Source organism: Pseudoalteromonas sp. SG43-6, assembly GCF_014164365.1.
GTDB classification, from domain to species: Bacteria; Pseudomonadota; Gammaproteobacteria; order Enterobacterales; family Alteromonadaceae; genus Pseudoalteromonas; species Pseudoalteromonas rhizosphaerae.
The window spans coordinates 1-20928 of record NZ_JACJEZ010000053.1; the positions used below are offsets into that span (position 1 = coordinate 1).

Genomic DNA, 20928 nt, shown 5'->3' on the forward strand with positions numbered 1-20928 from the left:
TTCTCGCATTAGGCTCTTTACGTGATAAAGCTAAAAGTTGCTTGGATTTTTCTAAGTTCAATTTAGTAAAAGTAGATAAGTATCAGTGTGCTAATTAGATCACATAATTTGGCAGATTGGTATAAGCTAGCGCTCATAGTTTATTGTCCCAGCGGTAGGTCAGGTTTTTGCCTGACAATATGACGGAAAAATCCCGGTTTATAAAAATACCAATACCAAACCTGTAGGAGCGACTTCAGTCGCGAACATATGAGATAATGATTTTTAGTTCATTAATGGCTAAAGCCACTACCTACTCGCAGTAGAGCTTACGAGACGGGATAAATCCCGACCTACAAAAGAACACGAAGAGCAAATCTCTGTACAGCGCAAAACGCCTCGGCGTGCTGTGGTGTGATTATCTTTAATACAATACTGTGGCCTTTTTCGAGCTTAAAGCTCTTTGAGGAGCTTATCCATCAGTTGAAGTATTTTTAAATACAACTTAAAATTGATGGCTTGCAACGGTTAGGTCTTCTATTTAACCAAAGTAATAATAATGGAGATCAAATGGTCGATAAAGCAACCTTATACCTCGAAGATATCTTAGAGGATGCATTTTATTTTTTGCAGAATGGCGATGCGAAACAGGGTAAGTACTTGCTGAAAAAAGCAGCTAAAAAGTACCCACGTCATTACTTGACCTATTATGGGGTCGGTATAATGGCTGTACTCAAAGGTGATTATAACTTAGCTATACAAAACTTGCTGAAATCCATAGCAGTTAATGGTGAATATGCTTTAGCTCACTATAACCTGGCGATTAGTTATCAAAAAACTGGAAAGGTTGATTTATCTATTAAGCACCATGTTGCAGCATTGAAGTATGCATCACCAGAAGAGACTGACGTTATTACTGCGTCTAAAGAAATTATTGAGTTAGTTGAAAAAGGCTTGCCGACAGGTTTTACTATTGAACAGTACCTTGAAGATTCAGAACGTTTCGATAGGGGCTTTGAATTTCTCCAAACAGAGCAGTATGAAAAAGCTATTCCCTTGTTTAAAGTGATTGCATCAAATCAGCCTAAGCATGTGCAGGCTAAAGGGAACTTGGGGATTTGTTATTTAATGTTACAGGATTATATGCAAGCGCGAGATTACTTTGAGCAAGCGTTAGCACTTGATCCAGACTATGGACCTGCAAAGAAAAACCTAGCTGTATTGAACAATATAGAAACCGGGCTATTGAGTAAGCCTTTGGATATGCAATCAACTTATTTTTATGCAGAAAAAGTAGCACGAGCTGATAAAATAACTTAGCAATCGAATGGTTCAAGCTTATCGCTTAAAGCTTTACTGCTTTCTTTGGTTCAAATAGGCTGAATGTTGTAATACTCAACTCAGCCTACGATGAGCAATGTAATTATTTGCTCATTTTATCAAGGCTTGGCTACTCGAAGTTTTCCATTGTCTTCATTAAATTAAATGGCTTATTTAATTTTTCTAAGCTAGAAAATTGTTCACGTATATCTTCAGGCAAAATAAAGTAATCAGCTTTAGTTCGCTCAAAAGTTAAAGGGATTGCCATAATTAATTGGTTGTACTTATCAAGCATGGTTTTATCGCTATCTTTTAAGGCCTGCAATTTTGCTGAAAGCAATGTGAAACGCTGCAACTCATCATGTGTGCATAAATCTTGCGTCTTTGCATAATGATAAGATAAAACACTACTAAGCACATTCCAGTCATCTGAAATATGTTTAACGTCATCTGGAGTTATAACTATTGCTGTTTGCTGACATTTTTCAAGTTTAGTGTCATATGCTTTTATTGAATTATGGTATTCAACCGTTAAATAACTAGTGAGGTTATTTTCGGCTATATTTGCATATGTTAAAAAGGAACTGAATAAAGCAAGAGCGAAAACAATAAAATTATTCATTTTGCAGCCTCGCAACCGTTATAAACAGCCTTCCAGAACTGCCTTTCTTTAGATGTTTTAGCTTTAATTGCTTGAAGACCAGATATCGTTTCTATGGTTTTTCGAGCTATGCTTGGGGAGCTTTTTAGTGCAGTAGAAAAAGCATCAAAATCAGTTTGAGTGAGGTTATAGTGACTTTTAATGATGCCATTACCCGCAAAAATGTTAGCAAAAGTACCAACTGTAATTGTTGCACTGAGCCACTGATTAATTTCTTTTATTCGCCTTATTTCTTTTACAGCTAGCTTGCCACGCTCAGAAAACTCCAAATCGTCAATTTCAGGACATCTCATTAATTACTCCTTGTTATTGAATTCCGTAAATATAAAGCCTAGCAAAAACTGTCTAAAAACTGTACCTGAAAATTGTAACCAATATATAAAAAATACTGAGTTTCTATTTTTATTCAACAGGGTATACACTGATTGAGTTATTTGAAATGCAAACTAGATTCCTTATAAGGATATTAAATTGTCGCAGTCTCTTCCTATTCCAGCCCAGCGTTGGTTATCACTGTTATTGTGCGCAATTACAGCGGCCGCAATTACAGTATTTTTAAGTAACGTCAGTTTTGTACGGCAAGCCTATGCAAGCTGGGGCAGTATTTTATACGCCAATTCTGTACTGCACTATAGTTTTGCTTTTCTTTCCGGCATTGGCATCAAGCTAATGCTTGATAAGTTTTATATCTCCCACGCCAAACGCAGTATTGGGTTTAGTTGGAAGTACCCGCCAGCGACTATTGCTGTGTGGTTCTCGATAATTGCAATACTTGTATATGTGTTCATTAGTAAACGCTACCAAGGCTATTTATTCGATGATGAGTTGCTTCACGCTAGCTTACGGTATTTGCACATTACGATTTTTGCATGCGCGCTGTATATCTCATTTCAAGAGCTGGGTGACAAAGCGAAAAAAGTATTTACTAAATCAACGGTGCTAATATTTTTATTGTTAGCAATATGCTTAGTTATCTCTGGTTATTGCGAAATGCCATGGCCGCTAATATCTACATTTATTTTACTTTATAGCATTGCAGTTATTCTTAGAATGAGAGTGAATTGTAGCTCTGAAGTTGTATCCACGAATAATTACATTGCTTTGAGTGACTCTGATAATGAATTTAGTGATTTAGAAGACTTTAGAGCTTGGTTTAAAGATGACTCAATAATCAAAAACACTGATAAATTAGAGCAAGATTTAAAGGTTTACGCTAATCGTATTACCGAGCGACTTCGCAATGGTGGTGATGAGCATGAAGAGGATATAGCGCAACATATCGCGCTGTGTGGGCCATTTGGATGTGGTAAAAGTAGCATTGTCGCTGCAATAGCAAATGAGCTCAAAAAATCTAAAAAGGTAGAAGCTGAATTATCAGATGAAGAAAAGCTAAAAGTAGAACAACAAAACAAGATTAATTGGATACATAGTGATATATCAACGTGGGGCGCAGCTAGCGGCAGTGTCGCGCATGTAGTACTGAGTCATATTATCGATGATATCAGCCAGCACTTAGATATGTGCGCATTTCGTGCGCTACCTAAGCACTATACTGAGGCTATGAAATCAGGTGGCAGCTTTTTTCAATTTGCATCTACACTACTCGCAGGCCCCGTTGATATTGAAGAGAGCTTCAAAAAGCTTAATGATGTTCTTGAAGTAACCAACCATAAATTACTGATCACCTTACAAGATGTCGATCGCGGCACCGGCGATGAAAATGAAAAACGCCTAAATGATATCGCAGCGTTATTGGATAGACTGAAGAATAAAGATTTAAGTCGTATCAACTTTATAATCGCGATGGGTAATGAAAATGATATTGCTGCCGAAGTGATATCAAAAGCAACGGATTATAGGGAGGATATTTTATCATCTGATACTAAAACAATTTTAGTTAATTTTATAATCAGTTCTTTAGATGTCGCTGTTAATTCTCATCAACCTAAAAACAATAAGCATTTTTATATCTTAGAGGATAGCAAGTTCATTGATTCTACACTTATTGCTAGCTGGCGTTTACAAGAATTGAGTAACCTACCTTTTTATAATTCAGTAGCTTTAGTCGATAAGAAAATAACTTCATAAGAGAGTTGAAAAAAATTCTAAGAAGAGTATCTCAAATATGGCAACCTACTGGGTTGATGGGGGAGGTTAATTTTATCTCACTATTAATGGGCATTACTATAAAAGAAATCTCGCCACAGAAATTTAATAAACTCCTTCAAAATAAAAGCTATCCGCCATATTATCAAGGATTCGATCTTACAGAATTCATCGAAAAAATTAGTGAATACGACAACACTAATAAAGATAACTTTATGTTTGAATATTACAACGTAATGTTTAGCTTAGAGTATGACACTTCTTCTGAGAAGAAAGATGTGATTGAGGCTTTTAAATCAAAAGGTAAAATAACTGATAAAAAAACTTTAGAAAAAATAGAAATGCAGCATAGAAAACTAATTTTTAGTGGTAGTAATAATTACCTTCAATATGTTGTACGTAAATATGAAGATGTTTGTTATTTAGATAGGCTTGTATTGGAAACACTTCCTAAAGATATATGTAGTGACCAAGAAATAATACAAGATATACGTTCTTTTTTTGAAATTAAGAAATCTGATTTTAATAATTTACTACCTATAGTTACTAAAATATTAAGTTATAACACCACCCAACAATGCAGTTTTGAAAGATTCATGTGTGTCAAAGAGATGTTTAGTATTGATGACTTAAATAAATACCAAAAGTCAATAGGTTTTGATTTAACTGCTCAGGAGAGAGGCAAGCAATCAGAATATTTAGTTATGGGGGATATCAATGAGACACTTATTAAAATAATAGCTTTTAATATGACTGTTGAATGGTTATATCCGCTATTTGAACAGTTATGGAGTAAAAATGAATCTGTGTATAATAATTTTTTACGTGAATTAATGAGTTCTATGGGCTTTGAATCTGAATTGTATAGTATCTTGCGAAGAGGTATCAAAAAGGAAGGTGGCGTAGAAGCTACATTTACTTATGGCCTGTTCAAATCATATTTACAGCAGGGAAGTGAGTTGGATACATTTCAACTGGACGGTTTGAAACTACCTAGGTTGTTAGGTGAGAGTAACATTACAAATGTAATGAATTTTGTTAATTCGTTTGATGAAGCTGATTTTAGAAGTATTTCAAATGCTCCTAAACTAAATGAAAGTATCAAAAAACTACTTCATAAAGAGAATGCATTTAACCAATTGGTACGTAATTTTCTATATTAACGAGTACAAGCGTCGTATTTATGACGGACCACTTTAAGCTTATGGCTTGGAATCTTTTGTGGTTCTGGCTTTAGCCTGAAAAATGTGACGGGGTAAACCCCGACCTACAAAAACAAACAACCTCTGTGTAGCGCGAAGCGCCTCGGTGAGCTCTGTGGTGAAATTGTCTTTAAATTAAAAACCGAGCGAGGTTTTTCGTGGCTGAAGCCAACTCCTACGAGTGAAGAGTCGGGCTTAAACTTACCGTTTAAAGCTCTACAGCTTATGATTCAGCCTCTGTGTAGCGAAGCGCCTCGGTGTTCTCTGTGGTGAAATTGTTTTTTCAAATAGAATGCAGAGCAGGATTTTTCGTGGCTGAAGCCAACTCCTACGAGTGAAGAGTCGGCCTTAAACTTACCACTTAAAACTTACGGCTTATAGCTTGGTTTCTTCTTCTATCACACTCACTACAAAATACGGATTCAAATATTCATCCTTAGTATTGTAAACAAGCGGGCTGCCATCAAGCTGAGTTACTTTTGCACCGGCTATTTCGGCTATAGCGTGGCCTGCACCGGTGTCCCATTCACAGGTTGGGCCTAGGCGTGGGTAAATATCGGCGCTGCCTTCGGCGACTAAGCACAGTTTTAGTGAACTGCCTTTTGAGACCATTTCCACCTCGTCAAAGCGTTTTACAAACTCGGCTAAATCCGGTGATGGATGCGAGCGGCTGCCGACTACGCGGATAAGGCCTTTGTTTGCTTTGGTGGTGACTTTAAGCTCAATGCGCTCATCACCTCGGTCTTTAAATGCGCCGATTGCCTCTGCTGCCAGATAAGACACGCCTAGCGCAGGCGCATCTACTACCGCTAAGATAGGCTTGCCGTTTTCAATCAAGGCGATGTTAACGGTAAACTCACCGTTCTTTTTAATAAATTCTTTAGTGCCGTCGATTGGGTCAACCAGCCAATAGCGGGTCCACGTTTGGCGGATATCCCAGCTGATATCGGCACTTTCTTCACTTAATACTGGGATCTCTGGGGTTAAGTGGGCTAGGCCATTGGCAATCACTTTGTGAGCTGCAAGATCGGCGTCGGTTACAGGGCTTTCATCAGCTTTGTACTCAACGTTAAAATCCTTTTCATAAATCCCCATAATAGCGCTGCCAGCTTGGCGGGCAAGGATCAGTATTTCTTCGAGCAGTTCCGTTTGGTTCATGACTTAACCTTTAATAATTTGCTGTTGTTTTAGATACGCTATCAGCTCTTGCACCGATTGGTCTAGGGTGTTTTTACTGGTATCTAAGATTATTTCCGGTGAATGGGGTATTTGGTAGTCTGAATCTATACCTGTGAAGTGTTTTATTTCACCTGCGCGGGCTTTTTTGTATAAGCCTTTTGGATCGCGGCTCTCGCATACGTCCAGAGGTGTGTCTAAAAACACTTCGATAAATTCACCGTCATCGACTAAGTTTCTTACCATATCGCGTTCCGCGCGAAATGGGGAAATAAATGCGGTGAGTACCAATAATCCAGCATCGACCATTAGTTTAGCGGTTTCACCAACGCGGCGAATATTTTCGATACGGTCTTCGTCGCTAAAGCCTAAATCTTTACACAAGCCGTGGCGTACATTGTCGCCATCTAGCAGGTAGGTGTGAATACCTTGTTGATTGAGTGCGCTTTCAAGGGCGTTTGCTACGGTGCTTTTACCTGAGCCGGAAAAACCAGTGAACCATAAAATAGCCGGTTTATGGCTTTTGTGTTCGCTACGTTGTGCTTTAGTAATGGCATAGTTATGCCAAACAATGTTCTCATCCATTATAAAACTCTCTTATGAGTAAGCGCTGGCTTAAAATGGAAATACCAGCGGGATCAGGGTTAATACCGTTATTGAATAAATAATAGAAAGCGGTAAGCCCATTAATACATAGTCTTTTAAACGATAATTGCCGGCGCTATAAACCATCAGGTTAGTTTGATAACCAAATGGTGATATAAAGCTTGCAGATGCACCAAAGGCGACCGCCATAATAAACGGCAGCGGGTCAACATTAAAGCCCATTGCTAATGCATAAGCGACAGGGAATGATAGTGCCGCTGCGGCGTTATTGGTGATAAGTTCGGTGAACATTACTGTCATTACAAAAATCGCGATAAACGCGCCATAGGGGCCAAAATCACCGAGTACATAAAACAATGCTGCAGATATTTGTCCAGCTAGGCCGGTGCCTATCATCAGTTTAGCAAGGCCAATGGCGCTACCAACTACAGCAAGTAATTCAATAGGAAAACGGCGTTTTACTTCGCTCAGCTTTATCGTTCCCGTGAGCATTAAGCCAATCAGCAATACTAATAAGCCTTTTACCAGTGGTACATAGCCAATAATACTCAGCCCAAGTACCGTTGCAAAGCTCGCTAATACTAAGTTAGATTGCTTGGGCGCTAAGTGAGTTTGTAAATCAAGCCCGGAAATATACACAAATTCGCGTTTTAAATTAGGCAGACTATAAAAGTCTTTACCTGGTGCGAGGATCAGTGAGTCTCCCGCTTGCAGCTGCACTTTACCAAGGCCACCTTGTAAGCGGTCATGGCCGCGACGAATAGCGATAACAGCGGCATGAAACTGTTCACGAAAACGCGCTTCTTTAACTGTTTTTCCTATAAATTTAGATGATTGGCTGACAACAACTTCAACGAGGTGCTCAACATCTTTTTGATGTTTATCGTGAACTATTTTTAGCCCGTCAAAGCGTGTTAGCAATGGCACTGATTTGATGTCACCGACAAACAGCAATACATCGCCCGCTTTAATCACTTGTTGCGGGGTCACTGCACAAATGCGTTTATCGCCGCGAATAATTTCCGCTAGGAATAAGTCTTTAAGTTCGCGCAGGCCATTTTCTTCTACGCTTTTACCAATTAGTTTTGAGCCTTCTTCTATTTTACCTTCGAGATAAAAAGGCACCACTTCTTGATCGTTTTTGCCGTTGTCTGGCAAATATTTTAGCATCACTAAAATAGTGATCAGGCCCACACTTAATGCGCCTAACCCGACTATGGTAAAGTCGAAAAAGCCTAGCGGTGCCATGCCTGCATCAACGGCAAAACCATTGACGATTAAATTTGTTGAAGTACCAATTAAGGTAATTGTGCCACCTAAAATAGCAGTATACGACAGCGGTAATAGTAGCTTTGAAGGTGAATGGTTTGGATTGTCTTTTATGGCAGTAATGAGCGATGCGACAACCGCTGTATTATTGGTAAATGAGGATAAAAACGCTGTAGAAAGTCCGAGCTTAGTGACTGAGCTGGTTAAACTTCCTTTTGATAATGACTGGGCAAGCTTTTGTACGAGTGTAGTTTTTTCAACCGCAATCGAAACCAGTACTAATAACACTAAGGTGATCAGTGATGGATTGGCGTAGTTGATCAGCATATCTTCAAGGTCGATTAACCCGCCTAGATATGCGGTGCCAATGGCGCCAACAAAAAGCCATGCTGGCTTTAGCCGCGTGCCAAACAGGCACCCGACTAAAGTTAGCATAATGCCTGTTAATACTAGCTGTTGATACATGCTTTATATGTCCTTAACAGGCAAAGTTGGTTATTTAAGCTTTGATATATCAAGCGCTTGCCAATGTGGGAAGTGCTTGCGTACTAACGCATTAAATTCAACTTCAAACTCACTAAAGTTACCCGTTTGTTGTTGCTTAGCAAGCACGTTTTCAATCATACCCGCCGCAACAGTTAAGTTAGATAAACGATCGATTAAAATAAACGCACCGGTTTCGTGATTGTTGTGATAAGCATCGGCCAAAATGGTTTCGGTCAATTCTAGGGTAACAATCGCGATTTCGTTTAACTGCAGGCTGTCTGCGCTGCCGTGTTCAAGGGTGTTCACATCAATGGTGTGATCAATCTTTTTCACGATAGCCGAAGTATTTTTACTGCCTAGCTTAAAGTTATAGCTTTTACCCAGTACCAGCGGCGCTTCGTGCATCCACACAAGCTTTGCTTGTACTTGGTTAGTAACAGTCGCTGTTGAATCAGCAGGAACGATCACGTCCCCTCGGCTAATATCAATTTCAGTGTTAAGCGTTAAAGTAATTGCTTGGCCAGCTTCGGCTGTGTCTAAGTTGCCGTCAAAGGTTACAATCTCTTTAATGCTTGAGGTTTTACCTGATGGCAATACTTTAATAGCATCACCAACGCGTAATTTTCCTGAGGTCAAAGTACCTTGGAAACCACGGAAGTTTAGGTTAGGGCGTACTACATACTGCACAGGGAAACGCGCTTCAAAGCCAGTGTCTGTTTCAGCTGCTGGTGAGTCTTCTAATAACTCAAGCAGTGGTTTATCTGTGTAATATGGTGTGTGCTCTGAGCGTGTTACTACGTTATCGCCTTTAAGCGCCGACATAGGCACAAACTTGATGTTAGATACGTTAAGTTGCTCGGCAAATTTTAAATAATCGGCTTTAATGCGCTCATAAACGGTTTCGTCAAAATCAACAATATCCATTTTATTCACGGCAACAACAAACTGTTTAATACCCAATGAATCACAGATAAAGCTGTGACGCTTAGTTTGTACTTGCACACCGTAGCGCGCATCAACAAGAATAATCGCTACATCACTGGTTGATGCACCAGTTACCATGTTGCGGGTGTATTGCTCATGCCCTGGAGTATCAGCAATAATGAATTTACGTTTAGCCGTTGAAAAATAACGGTACGCTACATCAATAGTTATGCCTTGCTCACGCTCAGCTTGTAAGCCGTCAACCAGTAGTGCTAAATCGAGCTCTTCACCGGCATTACCGACTTTTTCGTTATCTTTATGCAGTGCTGCTAACTGATCTTCATAAATTTGGTGGCTGTCGTGCAGTAGGCGGCCAATTAGGGTTGATTTACCGTCATCCACACTACCACAGGTCAGCATACGCAATAGGCTTTTGTCTTGTTGGCGAGCAAGGTAGGCGTCGATGCCAATTGCTTTTACTTCGTTAATTGTATCGCTAGTATTAATAGACATTAGAAATAGCCCTCACGTTTTTTCTTCTCCATTGAACCTGCTGAATCGTGGTCAATTACCCGACCTTCACGCTCTGATGAAGTCGATAGCAGCATTTCTTCGATAATCTCAGTCAGTGTACTGGCTGTTGATTCCACTGCACCGGTAAGTGGGTAACAACCTAAAGTACGAAAACGAACAGATTTCATCATGGGTACTTCGCCTTCTTTAAGCGGCATACGCTCATCATCAACCATGATCAAAGTACCATCACGCTCTACAACAGGGCGCTCTTTGGCTAAGTAAAGCGGAACCATATCGATGTTTTCTTGATAGATATATTGCCAAATATCAAGTTCAGTCCAGTTAGAAAGTGGGAATACACGGATGCTTTCGCCAGGGTTAACTTGACTGTTATAGGTATTCCAAAGCTCTGGACGTTGGTTTTTTGGATCCCATCTGTGGTGTTTATCACGGAATGAATAAACACGCTCTTTAGCGCGAGATTTTTCTTCGTCGCGGCGTGCACCACCAAACGCGGCATCAAAGCCGTATTTATCAAGCGCCTGTTTTAAGCCTTGGGTTTTCATGATATCGGTATGCTTACCAGAGCCATGAGTAAATGGGCTGATATCAATCGCTAAGCCTTCAGGATTTTTGTGGACGAGTAAGTCAAAACCGTACTCTTTTGCTAAGCGATCACGAAATTCGATCATTTCTTTAAACTTCCAGTTGGTATCAACGTGAAGCAGTGGAAACGGAATTTTACCTGGGTAAAACGCTTTACGCGCTAAATGTAAAAGTACCGATGAATCTTTACCGATAGAGTAAAGCATAACTGGGTTCTCAAACTCAGCAGCAACTTCGCGCATGATTTTGATACTTTCAGCTTCTAATTGCTGAAGGTGAGTTAAAGCCATTGTTAGTCGTCCTACTAAAATGATTAAAAGTTAAAATCGAAATAGTTTAAAGCTATGCCACGTCTGTAAGCGGTTGTGCAAAGCTACTAGTTTGGGCTTTTGTGCCAAACCAATGAAGTTCTTCATGTAATGAAGCAACTTCACCAATAATTAATAATGCCGGTGAAATAATGCTGTGACGCTCGATTAAATCGGCCAACTCACCTAATTTACCGGTTACAACGCGTTGATTTTTGCGAGTACCGTTTTCAATAATTGCCACGGGTGTATCTGCACCGCGACCATGTTTTAATAATTGTGCTTGAATATGGGGAGACTTAATTACACCCATATAAATTGCCAGAGTTTGGTTTGGTTTTGCCAGTGATTGCCAATCTAGTTCTTGACCGTCTTTTTTACAGTGACCAGTTACAAACTGTATGGCTTGTGCATGGTCACGGTGCGTTAGCGGAATACCCGCATAAGCGCTACAACCTGCGGCAGCAGTTATGCCAGGGACGATTTGGTAATTTACGTTATTGGCTGCCAGTACTTGAACTTCTTCACCACCACGGCCATAAATAAACGGGTCGCCACCTTTAATGCGGCACACTTTTTTACCTTGCTTGGCAAGGTCAACTAGCATTTGGTTAGTATCTTCTTGCACGACACTGTGATCGCCTAAGCGTTTACCCACACAAATTAAATCAGCATCGCGGCGTACTAGCTCCATAATTTCGTCAGAGACTAGAAAGTCATACACCACCACATCAGCTTGTTGCATTAGTTGCAGTGCTTTCAGTGTTAATAGCTCTGGATCTCCTGGACCTGCGCCAATTACGTATACTTCACCTTCAGGATCCAGTTTGCTATCGAGTAATTGTTCAAGCTGTACGCTTGCGGCAGCTGTATCGCCCGTTTGTACTTTGCTGACGACAGATGAATCAAATACGCCTTCCCAAAATTGGCGACGATCAGCAAAACTTGTGAAGCGCTGTTTTACTTTGTCGCGAAAGCTGCCAACTAAACTTGCAAGCGGGCCGATGTGTTGTGGAATAAGCGTTTCTAACTTCTCGCGTAAGCGCCGTGCTAATACCGGCGCTGTGCCAGCACTTGAAATTGCAATAGTGATCGGGTCACGATCAACAATTGAAGGAAAAATAAAGGTGCATTTAGGTTGGTCATCCACCACGTTAACGAATACATTTCGTGCATTTGCTAGTTCAAATACGTTGTTATTTACGTCATCATTGTCGGTTGCGGCAATGACCAGCATTTTGCCATCAAGATGTGATTCATCAAAAAAAGCATCAATTAGAGTGACATCATTATTTTGTGCATGCTCTTTTAATTCATCACAAAACCAAGGTGCTACTAAAGTGACATCAGCGCGAGCTTTCAAAAATGCACGGCACTTACGTAACGCAACCTCTCCACCGCCAACAACCAATACAGGTTTATTGTCGAGCTTGGTAAAGATAGGTAAATATTGCATGTGTAGACCCTTGGAAAAAATTACAGCAAAGATGCTTTTCAGAAACTCAGAATATAGTGGCGTAAGCTAAGTAAAAAATAATTAAAACCCAGTTAATATAACTAAAAGTTATATATGGTTGTCCGATTTGGCTTAAGCCTTAGTTAACATGGGATTGCGCCGAGTTACAAGTACTATAATGACTATATATCGAGCTTAGAGTGTTTGGTTATTAGCTATAGCGAGAATAGTTAAATTTGGTACTATTGCTAATACATGAACTTACTTGGTGGATTTATGACAACGCAACTAACTGATGCGGCATTGGCCGTGCAATTAATGGATTTAACCAGTTTAAATAGTAATGATAGCGCGGCAACAATACAGGCCTTGGTGGCTAGTATTAAGCCCAACCTAGGTATTCCGGCTGCAGTGTGTGTTTATAGTGAGTTTGTTGATGACGCCAAGCTTGCTTTAGCTGAGCGCGAGCTTAGTTATGTAAAAGTCGCCACAGTAACTAACTTTCCCTCAGGCAACAGTGAGCTAAGTGAAGTAATTAATGAAACATTAATCGCAATAGAGCGTGGCGCAGATGAAATTGATTTGGTGTTACCGTATCAAGCCTTAATCGCGGGGGACGAAGCCACAGCGCTAGAATATGTGCGTGCCAGTAAAGAGTGTTGTCCTGAACACGTACAATTAAAAGTAATTATAGAATCCGGCGCACTAAAAACAGCGCAGTTGATAACACTGGCGACAGAAATAGCAATTGCCGGTGGTGCTGACTTTGTTAAAACCAGCACCGGCAAAGTAGCTACAAATGCCACTCTTGAAGCAACCGAAGTGATGTTAAGTACGATTAAAAAGTCGCCGCGTGTAGTCGGTTTTAAAGCTGCAGGTGGCGTGAAAACGGTTATGGATGCAAGTAATTACTTACAGCTAGCGACTGATATTATGGGAGAAAGTTATTTGAATCCGTCAACATTTAGATTTGGTGCATCAAGCCTGTTAGCTGATGTATATGCGGTACTTAATGACGCGTCATAGTGAGCAAGAAAAATTACAACTTGAGCATGATGCAGGTAAGTTGTTCTTGCGTTGCTATGAACATCGCTTTGGTATTCCAATGCGCCATATTTGGCATAATCAGCCGAGTAAACCAGATATCAGTTGCTATCGTAATGAACAGAAGCTTGATATTGAAATAGCACATTTATATGCCAGCGAAACCGAAGCCATGGCAGTACTCGGCAGGCCTTTATCTATAAGCATGCAACGAGATCTTGCTGATATGGCAATGCAACCAAGTGAGCAGCGGCTGCACTGTGCACTGCAGCGGTTATTAGAACAAAAAGGAAAAAAGCACTATCAATCAGAGCAAACATGGCTGCTTATTCGTAACGCCAGCACCATTTGGCATAAAGCGGATTTTGACGCTGAGTTACAGAATATAACGATACCGCTTACCCATCCTTTTCAACAAATTTGGTTACTTTGTGATTTTTATCAGGGCGAGCTGTTACAGCTGTTCTAAGTATTTAGATGGTATAGCAGCCAGGAATAAACTGGCTGCTAAATAACTTGATCTTTGGTTAGTTAATTTTAAACATACTACCTAAGCTCTCAAGCCCTGACTTATTGGTTTTAGCAATACATTGACTTTCATCGAGTGACTTTTTGGTTGCTTCGTCTGCAAGTCCCGACACTTTTAATTGTTTCTCTTGTTGGTATTCGCGCAGTGCGATAACTGTTTGACGATCGTACTTAACATCTTCAGTTTCAAATTCTTCATAATCGGGTTGGTTTTTTAAATAACCTAAACAGACTAGATTCATGCGAGACATGGCTAAATCCATCTTTTCATAATGCGGCATTCTATGTGTAGGAACATCGACTTTTGCTACTGGAGCAACGGCTTTTGACTTGGCAGCCGTGGTCGTAAGCGGTGGTGGTGCTGTGTATCCAGGTGCAAGGGTATTATTACTGTTATAGCGATAGTAAGTGGCAGGGACTTTAGTTTGTAAAAACTCTACAGCTTTGATTATCACTTCGCGTAGCGCTTTTTCTTTAGGGGTGTTTGACCAGCCACTTAAATTACCACCGACTAATGCACCGCCAAAATTAGTTGCCGCACTGGTAAAATCAAAATCTTTGCTGCCTCCTTCGACGCTGGTGGCTGCTAAAATACGTGAGGTGCGAGTATCGATAAGGCGTAAATCAATCGCCATATGCGAGCCTGAAAAACCTGCCGATACTGAGCTAAACACATCACCTATAAAACCGCCAGTACCAACACTGGCACCTGAGCTGTCGTCATCAAATTCAGTTACTGCTGCTACCACAACTATTTCGGCTCCTTCAATTTCACCGTAAGCTGCCCCTGATGCTGCGCTAACACGACCTGAAGCCGCTAGATCTTGCTCAGATAACACTGCATCTAACGCTTGGCGTTCAAGTACGATAAAGCGATTGGTGCCTACCAAAGCTGTGGTGAGTTGGTCGGCCATGCCTTCACCTATTTCTTTTCGCCACCAATGAGAGTCATTCGATTTATCGGTAAAGCGTGCCACGGCAATACGCGCTTTTGGACCATTATATTGTTGTTGGGCGACTTCATTAATGTTTGGTGAATCTTGGTTTGAAGTGACCTTGGTTGAAGTACTTTGGCAAGCGCTAAGACTGCTAGCAACGAGGGTTGCCAACAGTACTTTTTTAGTTGTTGTGAGCATATGATTTTCCTTAATTAATGTGCCAAATAGAAACAGTGAAGGTTTTTATTCTACAAATTGTTTTAAAGTTAATTTAAAGAAATCATAAGGTTAAAAATAGTACTGAGGCGAACACTTTGGTCACACAGGCGAAGTTTTTGCATTCAGGTTGGTATTTTCCCTAAACTGTTTGGGCGAAACGTTATGCTTTGCCTTAAAGCAGCGAGCAAAGTAACTTTGTGAGCTAAAGCCGACTTTTTCAGCAATTAAACCTATGCTCAGATCGCTGTCGCTAAGTAACTTTTCAGCATACTCTAAACGAGTATTACGAATATAATCACTGGGAGTTAAATTGTAGAGTGCTTTCATTTTCAGTTGTAAGGCACGTGGGCTTAAATATAATCCTGCAGCGAATTCTTCAATACTAAACGCTTCGTTGTGATAGTTATCACGGATGATGTTTTTCAGGCGTTCGGTAAATTGGTAATCTTTACTTTGTGTAAGCTGCGGATCGAGTACCAGCGGCGGAGCATGAGCCGCAAGCTGCTTTGCTAAGTGCCGATTAAGGACTGCACGAATACTCAGTAACCCTTGTACTCTACTGAGCAGTAATTGCGGCTCAAATGGTTTACTTAAAAAATCATCTGCTAGTAAATCAAGGCCTTTTAGTCTGCTTTGTGTATCGGCTTTTGCTGACAATAATAACACCGGTATATGGCTGGTAATGTTATTTGTGCGTAGCGCATTAAGTAATTGATAACCGTCCATGCAAGGCATCATCACATCGCTGATCACTAGATCTGGCATTTCTGTTTGGCAGATGGCTAAGCCTTGTTCGCCGTTAATAGCACTTAAGCAGTGGTACTCAGTAGCAAACAAAGTCAGCAGTAGTTCGCGCATTTCGTCGTTATCTTCAACAATCAGTAGCTTTTGCGAATTGCTGGGGCGGGTTGCTTCATTTACTGATGCTGCTAGCGAAGTTGCGCCATGCTCTGCTTCAGTCAAAGGCAGAGATACAGTAAAACAACTGCCTTTACCTACTTCACTTGTTAGTGAAATCTGCCCGCCGTATTGCTCTAGCAATTGTTTAACTAAAGCAAGGCCAATTCCACTGCCGTTTTGATTTTGTGCTGCAACACGCGTAAAGCGTTCAAAAATAATGCCTTGTTGGTGTTTTTCGATGCCAATACCGGTGTCAACAATCGCGATATGAGCCATGTTATTATGCACTGATAAGCTAATCTCAACTTGACCGCCTGAGTGGGTATATTTGAGGGCATTACTAACTAAGTTGGTAATAATTGACGTTGCATGTTCTGGCTCAAGGGCTATGCAGCAAGAGCCTTGGCTGAGATCTGTCATTGTTACGTGAATACCTTTTTGTTCAAACAGCACCGTGAAGTCAGCAACCAGCTGCTTTATAAATGGTGCTAAAGGATAGGGCGAAACGTAATGTATAGCGCAGCTGGGGCGTTGGCTTAGCTGTAATAGTTGATTTATTAAGGTCAGCAAACGTAGGCTATTGCGTTTGATCATCGATAATTGTTTTTGGCTAGCTTGATCTTTATGGTTTAGCTGCAAGCTTTCAAGTGGCGCGAGTATTAAACTCAGAGGCGTTTTTAATTCATGGCTAATATTATCTAAAAATTGACTTTTTAAGCGATTCAGCTCACGGGCTTGTTTACTTGTTTGTTCGGCCAGCTTAGCGCGGTATAGCGAGGCCGCAATAAGCCAAATAATAACCCCCGTGAGAAGAACATAACCGGCATAGGCAAGGCGACTTTGCCACCACGGCGGCACCACCGTGAAATCGAGCATAGCTTTAGCATTACTCCACTGGCCATACTGATCTTTTACTTTTAGTTGCAGCTGATAGTCGCCTGCGGGCAGTTGCGGGTAGTTTATTTGTCGTTGTTGTGCGTTGGTATATAGAAATTGCTTATCAAAACCAGCGAGTTTGTATCCATATTGATATTGTTGAGGTGCCGACGGGCTATGTAATGCTGAGAACTTAAAGCCGATCACGCCGACACCTTTGTTAAAGGAGAGTGTTTGTATATAGCTAATAAATTTCGCGGCTTGAGTCTCGTGCTTAGTGTATGGGGCAGTGGCTATCGCTTGATTGTTAATTAGTAATTCGGTTAACACAGGCTCTGGAGTTGTAGCTGCCAGCTGTAGCTTAAGCGGATCAAATTGATTAAAGCCGTTGATCCCGCCAAAAAATAGTTCACCGTTCTGCGCTTGATAAGCCGCGCCGAGAATAAATGAATTATGTTGCACGCCATCACGGGGTAAAAAATGCTGCATATTTTCAGAGCTGGGCTGATAACGTGTTAAACCTTGGTTGCTTGCCAACCACAGGTAACCTTTGGCATCCTGTTTAATGGCAAAAATATTATCGTTTAGCAGGCCATCATGCTCGGTGATTCGGGTTATCTCTGCCGTTGTTTTATTCAGTTTATTTAAGCCTCCAAAAGTACCCACCCACAGTGTATTGTCATCTTGCAGATGAAGGGCGGTAACCATGTTATGACTTAAGCTATTTAGGTTTGTTTGATCGGCTTGATAATGGCTAAATTCATTGTTGTTGAGGGTGAGTTTATTTAAGCCGACTCGAGTACCAGCCCAAATTGCATTAGCAACGTTATCGTAAACGAGGCTAAATACGGTGTTGTTCGATATACTATTGTGTTGTTCCGAGTGCTTAAAATGCTCAACGGTCAAGTTATCTGGGTTAAACAGACTTAAACCTTGATTGCTTCCCAACCATAAGTTGCCGTTCCGATCGCTGGTGATCGCATAAATGTTATTGCTGCTGAGCTGGTGGCTTTGCACTGTGAATGATGTAAAGTCATCGCTTTCGCGGTTATAACGCAATAAACCGCCACCATAGGTGCCAATCCAAATACGCTGCTGGCTATCTTCATGAAGGCTGAATATATTGTTGTTGGTAAGGTTGCTGGTATCGACGTGATAGCGCACAAAGCCGTCTTTTGTTTGTCTATTTAACCCGTTGCGGGTACCGACCCATAATTGCCCTTGCGAATCTTTAAGTAAGGCCCGGATAAAATCATGGCTAATACTGTTAGGGCCATCGCTGTGTTGTTGATGATTAAATTGATTTTGGCGCATATCGTAGCGTTGTAACCCATAACCATCAGTGCCTATCCACAGAATACCTTGCTGGTCTTGATACAAAGACAGTAAGTAATCATTAACAAGCCCATGACGTTGCTGTGGAAGGTGTTTAAATTGGCTAAAGCTTGTCAGAGTTGTTTGATAGTTGGGATTATAATATAAGCCTTGGCCGTAGCTGCTAAGCCAAAGATGCTCGTTATTATCGATTAAAATATCGCTTATCCATATACCATCTAGTTGTTTTATATCATTAAACTGTTCACTTTCTAAATCAAAGACACTAAGCCCTGTTTTACTGGCAATCAGTAGCTGCCCTTGTGGCGTGAGTTTTAGGCGCCATAGTTGCTTTTTACTTGCTGAAAAGTGGCTAAATTTAGCTGTTTTTGTATCAAATTTTATTAATCCTTCATTACTGGCCAGCCATAAATTTTGCTTAGCATCAATCACCATATCCTGAAAAATAATACTACCTTGGGTGTTTGGCGAGTAGGTAAAGTAGGCAGTTTCATGCTCGGCTACATTTAGGCGAGTTAAGTTACCATCTTCATGGCCTAACCATAAATTATTGTGTTGATCAGTAAGCATTGACCAAATGCGGTTATCTTTAATCGCTAATGGACTGTTACGGTTAAAATGAGTGAATATACCGGTTTCTGTATTTAGGGCGTTTAGCCCTTGTGTAGCTGTAGAAAACCACAGCAGATTATTGTCAGTGGTAACACAGTCGGTGATCCAATTACTCGATAGACTTGGCTGGGTTGGATGAGACTTAAAGCGTTTAAATTCATAACCATCAAAACGGTTGAGCCCACCTTGGGTGGCGAACCAATGAAAACCACGGCGATCAGTTATGCTGCAAGTGACAGAGTTTTGCGTTAACCCCTGTTCATTAGAGAAGGAGTCTAAATGTAAAGACAGTGCCAGCGCGCTGTTATGAAATAGCCATAAAAAACCAATAATGGCCGTATAGATAGTTGTTTTTATTGTTAGCACGTGCTTCCTCGTGCGTAGTAATATCCCTTGAATTGAAACAATCATAAACTGCTTTTTAATCAATGTTAAGATGGATTTTTCAATCTAGTGATGAGATTTTGACTTATGGGCATCTTTTACACTTGTGTTAATGAATTGCGTAAGTATAATAGGCATCCACTTTGCAGGGGCGTAGTTCCAATTGGTAGAACAGCGGTCTCCAAAACCGATGGTTGGGAGTTCGAGTCTCTCCGCCCCTGCCATTTTATCCTGTTTGTGGGTAAAGTCTGAGGTTAAAAATCGGTTTAAATAAGTCTGTTTTTAAGTTTGGATTTTAATGGATTAACCCTGCCATAGTGTAGGGTTGTTGTGTCTGTAGTTAAGGTAATAATATTATGAGCACGAATGTAGAAACTCCATCAAGTGCGATGGATTCAGTAAAGTGGCTTGTGGCAATTGCGCTACTTGCAGGCGCAGTAGTTGGTAACTATATGTACGCAGATCAGTCTGTGTTATTACGTGCTATTGGTGTTGTGGTTGCTGTTGCCGCTGGTTTGGGGATTGCATCACAAACTGAAAAAGGGCGTACCTTCCTTGCTTTTGCAAAAGAAGCACGCATCGAAGTACGTAAAGTAGTGTGGCCTACGCGCCAAGAAACTACCCATACGACATTTATTGTAATGGTTGCAACTGCGATTATGGCACTTATCCTTTGGGGATTAGATGGCATTTTATTCCGCGCAGTAGGCTTTTTAACTGGATTGGAGATCTGATCCCATGTCGGATGAGAACAACGAAAAGAAACTACGTTGGTACGTAGTACAGGCTTTCTCAGGTTATGAGAAGCGTGTTGCACAAACTATTCTTGAGCATATCAAGATCGAAGGTTTGGAAGATAGCTTTGGTGAAGTATTAGTACCTACTGAAGAAGTGGTTGAGATGCGCGCTGGTCAAAAGCGTAAATCTGAGCGCAAGTTCTTCCCAGGTTATGTACTTATCCAAATGGATATGAACGATAAAAGCTGGCACTTAGTAAATAGCACCGCGCGTGTTATGGGCTTTATCGGTGGTACGTCTGATCGTCCAGCACCAATTAGCGCTAAAGAAGCTGATCGCATTCTTAACCGCTTACAAGAAAACGCTGAAGCGCCTAAGCCTGCAACGTTATTTGAACCAGGTGAAGTGGTACGTGTTGTTGACGGCCCATTTGCTGATTTCAGTGGTGTGGTTGAAGCTGTTGACTATGAAAAGAGCCGCGTAAAAGTATCGGTACTTATCTTTGGTCGTTCTACTCCTGTTGAACTTGAATTTGGTCAAGTTGAGCAAGATAGATAAACAAATTAACTGATTTATACCAAAAAATATATTGTTTGGTATAAAGCTTGAAAAAGGCCGCTGATTAACTTATAATCAGCGGCCTTTTTGTATTCAAAGTAAGCATTTCTTGGTTTGTATACAGAAAAGTGAGAAACCAATTTTTAAACTGGGAAGCCGCTAGAGTACGCGTCCTCGCGCG

General features: G+C 40.8%; 17 protein-coding genes and 1 tRNA gene. 8 read left to right on the forward strand and 10 right to left on the reverse strand.

Translation table 11 applies throughout. The features are described from left to right. Positions 1–549: 549 nt before the first annotated feature. Entirely contained in the window at positions 550–1299 is a 750-nt protein-coding gene (locus H5201_RS18510) for a tetratricopeptide repeat protein (protein ID WP_182719259.1), read from the forward strand. 130 nt (positions 1300–1429) lie between these two features. Here H5201_RS18510 and H5201_RS18515 read toward each other — a convergent pair whose 3' ends face one another. Next, a complete protein-coding gene (locus H5201_RS18515) occupies positions 1430–1921 on the reverse strand; it encodes a hypothetical protein (protein WP_220491389.1) in 492 nt (163 codons plus the stop codon). Then, on the reverse strand, positions 1918–2253 hold the full coding sequence (locus H5201_RS18520; protein ID WP_182719260.1) for a hypothetical protein: 336 nt from the start codon (positions 2251–2253) through the stop codon (positions 1918–1920). The genes H5201_RS18515 and H5201_RS18520 overlap by 4 nt, the downstream gene beginning before the upstream one ends. A 178-nt stretch (positions 2254–2431) precedes the next feature. Between H5201_RS18520 and H5201_RS18525 the strand changes: the two genes are divergently transcribed. Both H5201_RS18525 and H5201_RS18530 read left to right on the forward strand, forming a co-directional pair. Then, complete coding sequence (locus H5201_RS18525; RefSeq protein WP_182785190.1) at positions 2432–4048, forward strand: ATP-binding protein; 1617 nt, start codon at positions 2432–2434, stop codon at positions 4046–4048. A gap of 5 nt (positions 4049–4053) precedes the next feature. Then, entirely contained in the window at positions 4054–5229 is a 1176-nt protein-coding gene (locus H5201_RS18530) for a hypothetical protein (protein ID WP_182785191.1), read from the forward strand. 414 nt (positions 5230–5643) lie between these two features. On the opposite strand, the gene cysQ is transcribed toward H5201_RS18530, so the two are convergent. Genes cysQ through cysG form a run of 6 tightly spaced genes read right to left on the reverse strand, consistent with a single transcriptional unit; the run spans position 5644 to position 12615 of the window. Beyond that, complete coding sequence (cysQ, locus tag H5201_RS18535) at positions 5644–6426, reverse strand: 3'(2'),5'-bisphosphate nucleotidase CysQ (RefSeq protein ID WP_182785192.1); 783 nt, start codon at positions 6424–6426, stop codon at positions 5644–5646. A 3-nt stretch (positions 6427–6429) separates the two neighbouring features. Then, a complete protein-coding gene (gene cysC, locus H5201_RS18540) occupies positions 6430–7029 on the reverse strand; it encodes an adenylyl-sulfate kinase (RefSeq protein WP_145238262.1) in 600 nt (199 codons plus the stop codon). A gap of 30 nt (positions 7030–7059) precedes the next feature. Continuing rightward, on the reverse strand, positions 7060–8784 hold the full coding sequence (locus H5201_RS18545; protein WP_182719264.1) for an SLC13 family permease: 1725 nt from the start codon (positions 8782–8784) through the stop codon (positions 7060–7062). Between the two features lie 30 nt (positions 8785–8814). Beyond that, on the reverse strand, positions 8815–10242 hold the full coding sequence (gene cysN / locus H5201_RS18550; protein ID WP_145238268.1) for a sulfate adenylyltransferase subunit CysN: 1428 nt from the start codon (positions 10240–10242) through the stop codon (positions 8815–8817). Then, positions 10242–11141, reverse strand: a complete 900-nt coding sequence (cysD, locus tag H5201_RS18555) for a sulfate adenylyltransferase subunit CysD (protein ID WP_145238271.1) — start codon at positions 11139–11141, stop codon at positions 10242–10244. Before cysD ends, cysN begins: the two co-directional genes overlap by 1 nt. 52 nt (positions 11142–11193) lie before the next feature. After that, on the reverse strand, positions 11194–12615 hold the full coding sequence (cysG, locus tag H5201_RS18560; protein WP_182785193.1) for a siroheme synthase CysG: 1422 nt from the start codon (positions 12613–12615) through the stop codon (positions 11194–11196). Between the two features lie 276 nt (positions 12616–12891). Between cysG and deoC the strand changes: the two genes are divergently transcribed. Both deoC and H5201_RS18570 read left to right on the forward strand, forming a co-directional pair. After that, entirely contained in the window at positions 12892–13641 is a 750-nt protein-coding gene (gene deoC / locus H5201_RS18565) for a deoxyribose-phosphate aldolase (RefSeq protein WP_182719266.1), read from the forward strand. Next, positions 13628–14128: a hypothetical protein gene (locus tag H5201_RS18570; RefSeq protein WP_145238280.1), complete on the forward strand. Its 501-nt coding sequence runs from the start codon at positions 13628–13630 to the stop codon at positions 14126–14128. Before deoC ends, H5201_RS18570 begins: the two co-directional genes overlap by 14 nt. A gap of 58 nt (positions 14129–14186) precedes the next feature. On the opposite strand, the gene H5201_RS18575 is transcribed toward H5201_RS18570, so the two are convergent. Continuing rightward, positions 14187–15323: a CsgG/HfaB family protein gene (locus H5201_RS18575; protein ID WP_145238283.1), complete on the reverse strand. Its 1137-nt coding sequence runs from the start codon at positions 15321–15323 to the stop codon at positions 14187–14189. 120 nt (positions 15324–15443) lie between these two features. After that, entirely contained in the window at positions 15444–19433 is a 3990-nt protein-coding gene (locus tag H5201_RS18580) for a two-component regulator propeller domain-containing protein (protein ID WP_310736955.1), read from the reverse strand. Between the two features lie 165 nt (positions 19434–19598). On the opposite strand from H5201_RS18580, the gene H5201_RS18585 reads away from it, so the two are divergent. From H5201_RS18585 to nusG, 3 genes are all read left to right on the forward strand, one after another. Continuing rightward, a tRNA-Trp gene (locus H5201_RS18585) sits at positions 19599–19675 on the forward strand. Between the two features lie 132 nt (positions 19676–19807). After that, positions 19808–20185, forward strand: a complete 378-nt coding sequence (gene secE, locus H5201_RS18590; RefSeq protein WP_016710555.1) for a preprotein translocase subunit SecE — start codon at positions 19808–19810, stop codon at positions 20183–20185. 4 nt (positions 20186–20189) lie between these two features. Further along, entirely contained in the window at positions 20190–20747 is a 558-nt protein-coding gene (nusG, locus tag H5201_RS18595; protein ID WP_145238289.1) for a transcription termination/antitermination protein NusG, read from the forward strand. Positions 20748–20928: the final 181 nt, after the last annotated feature.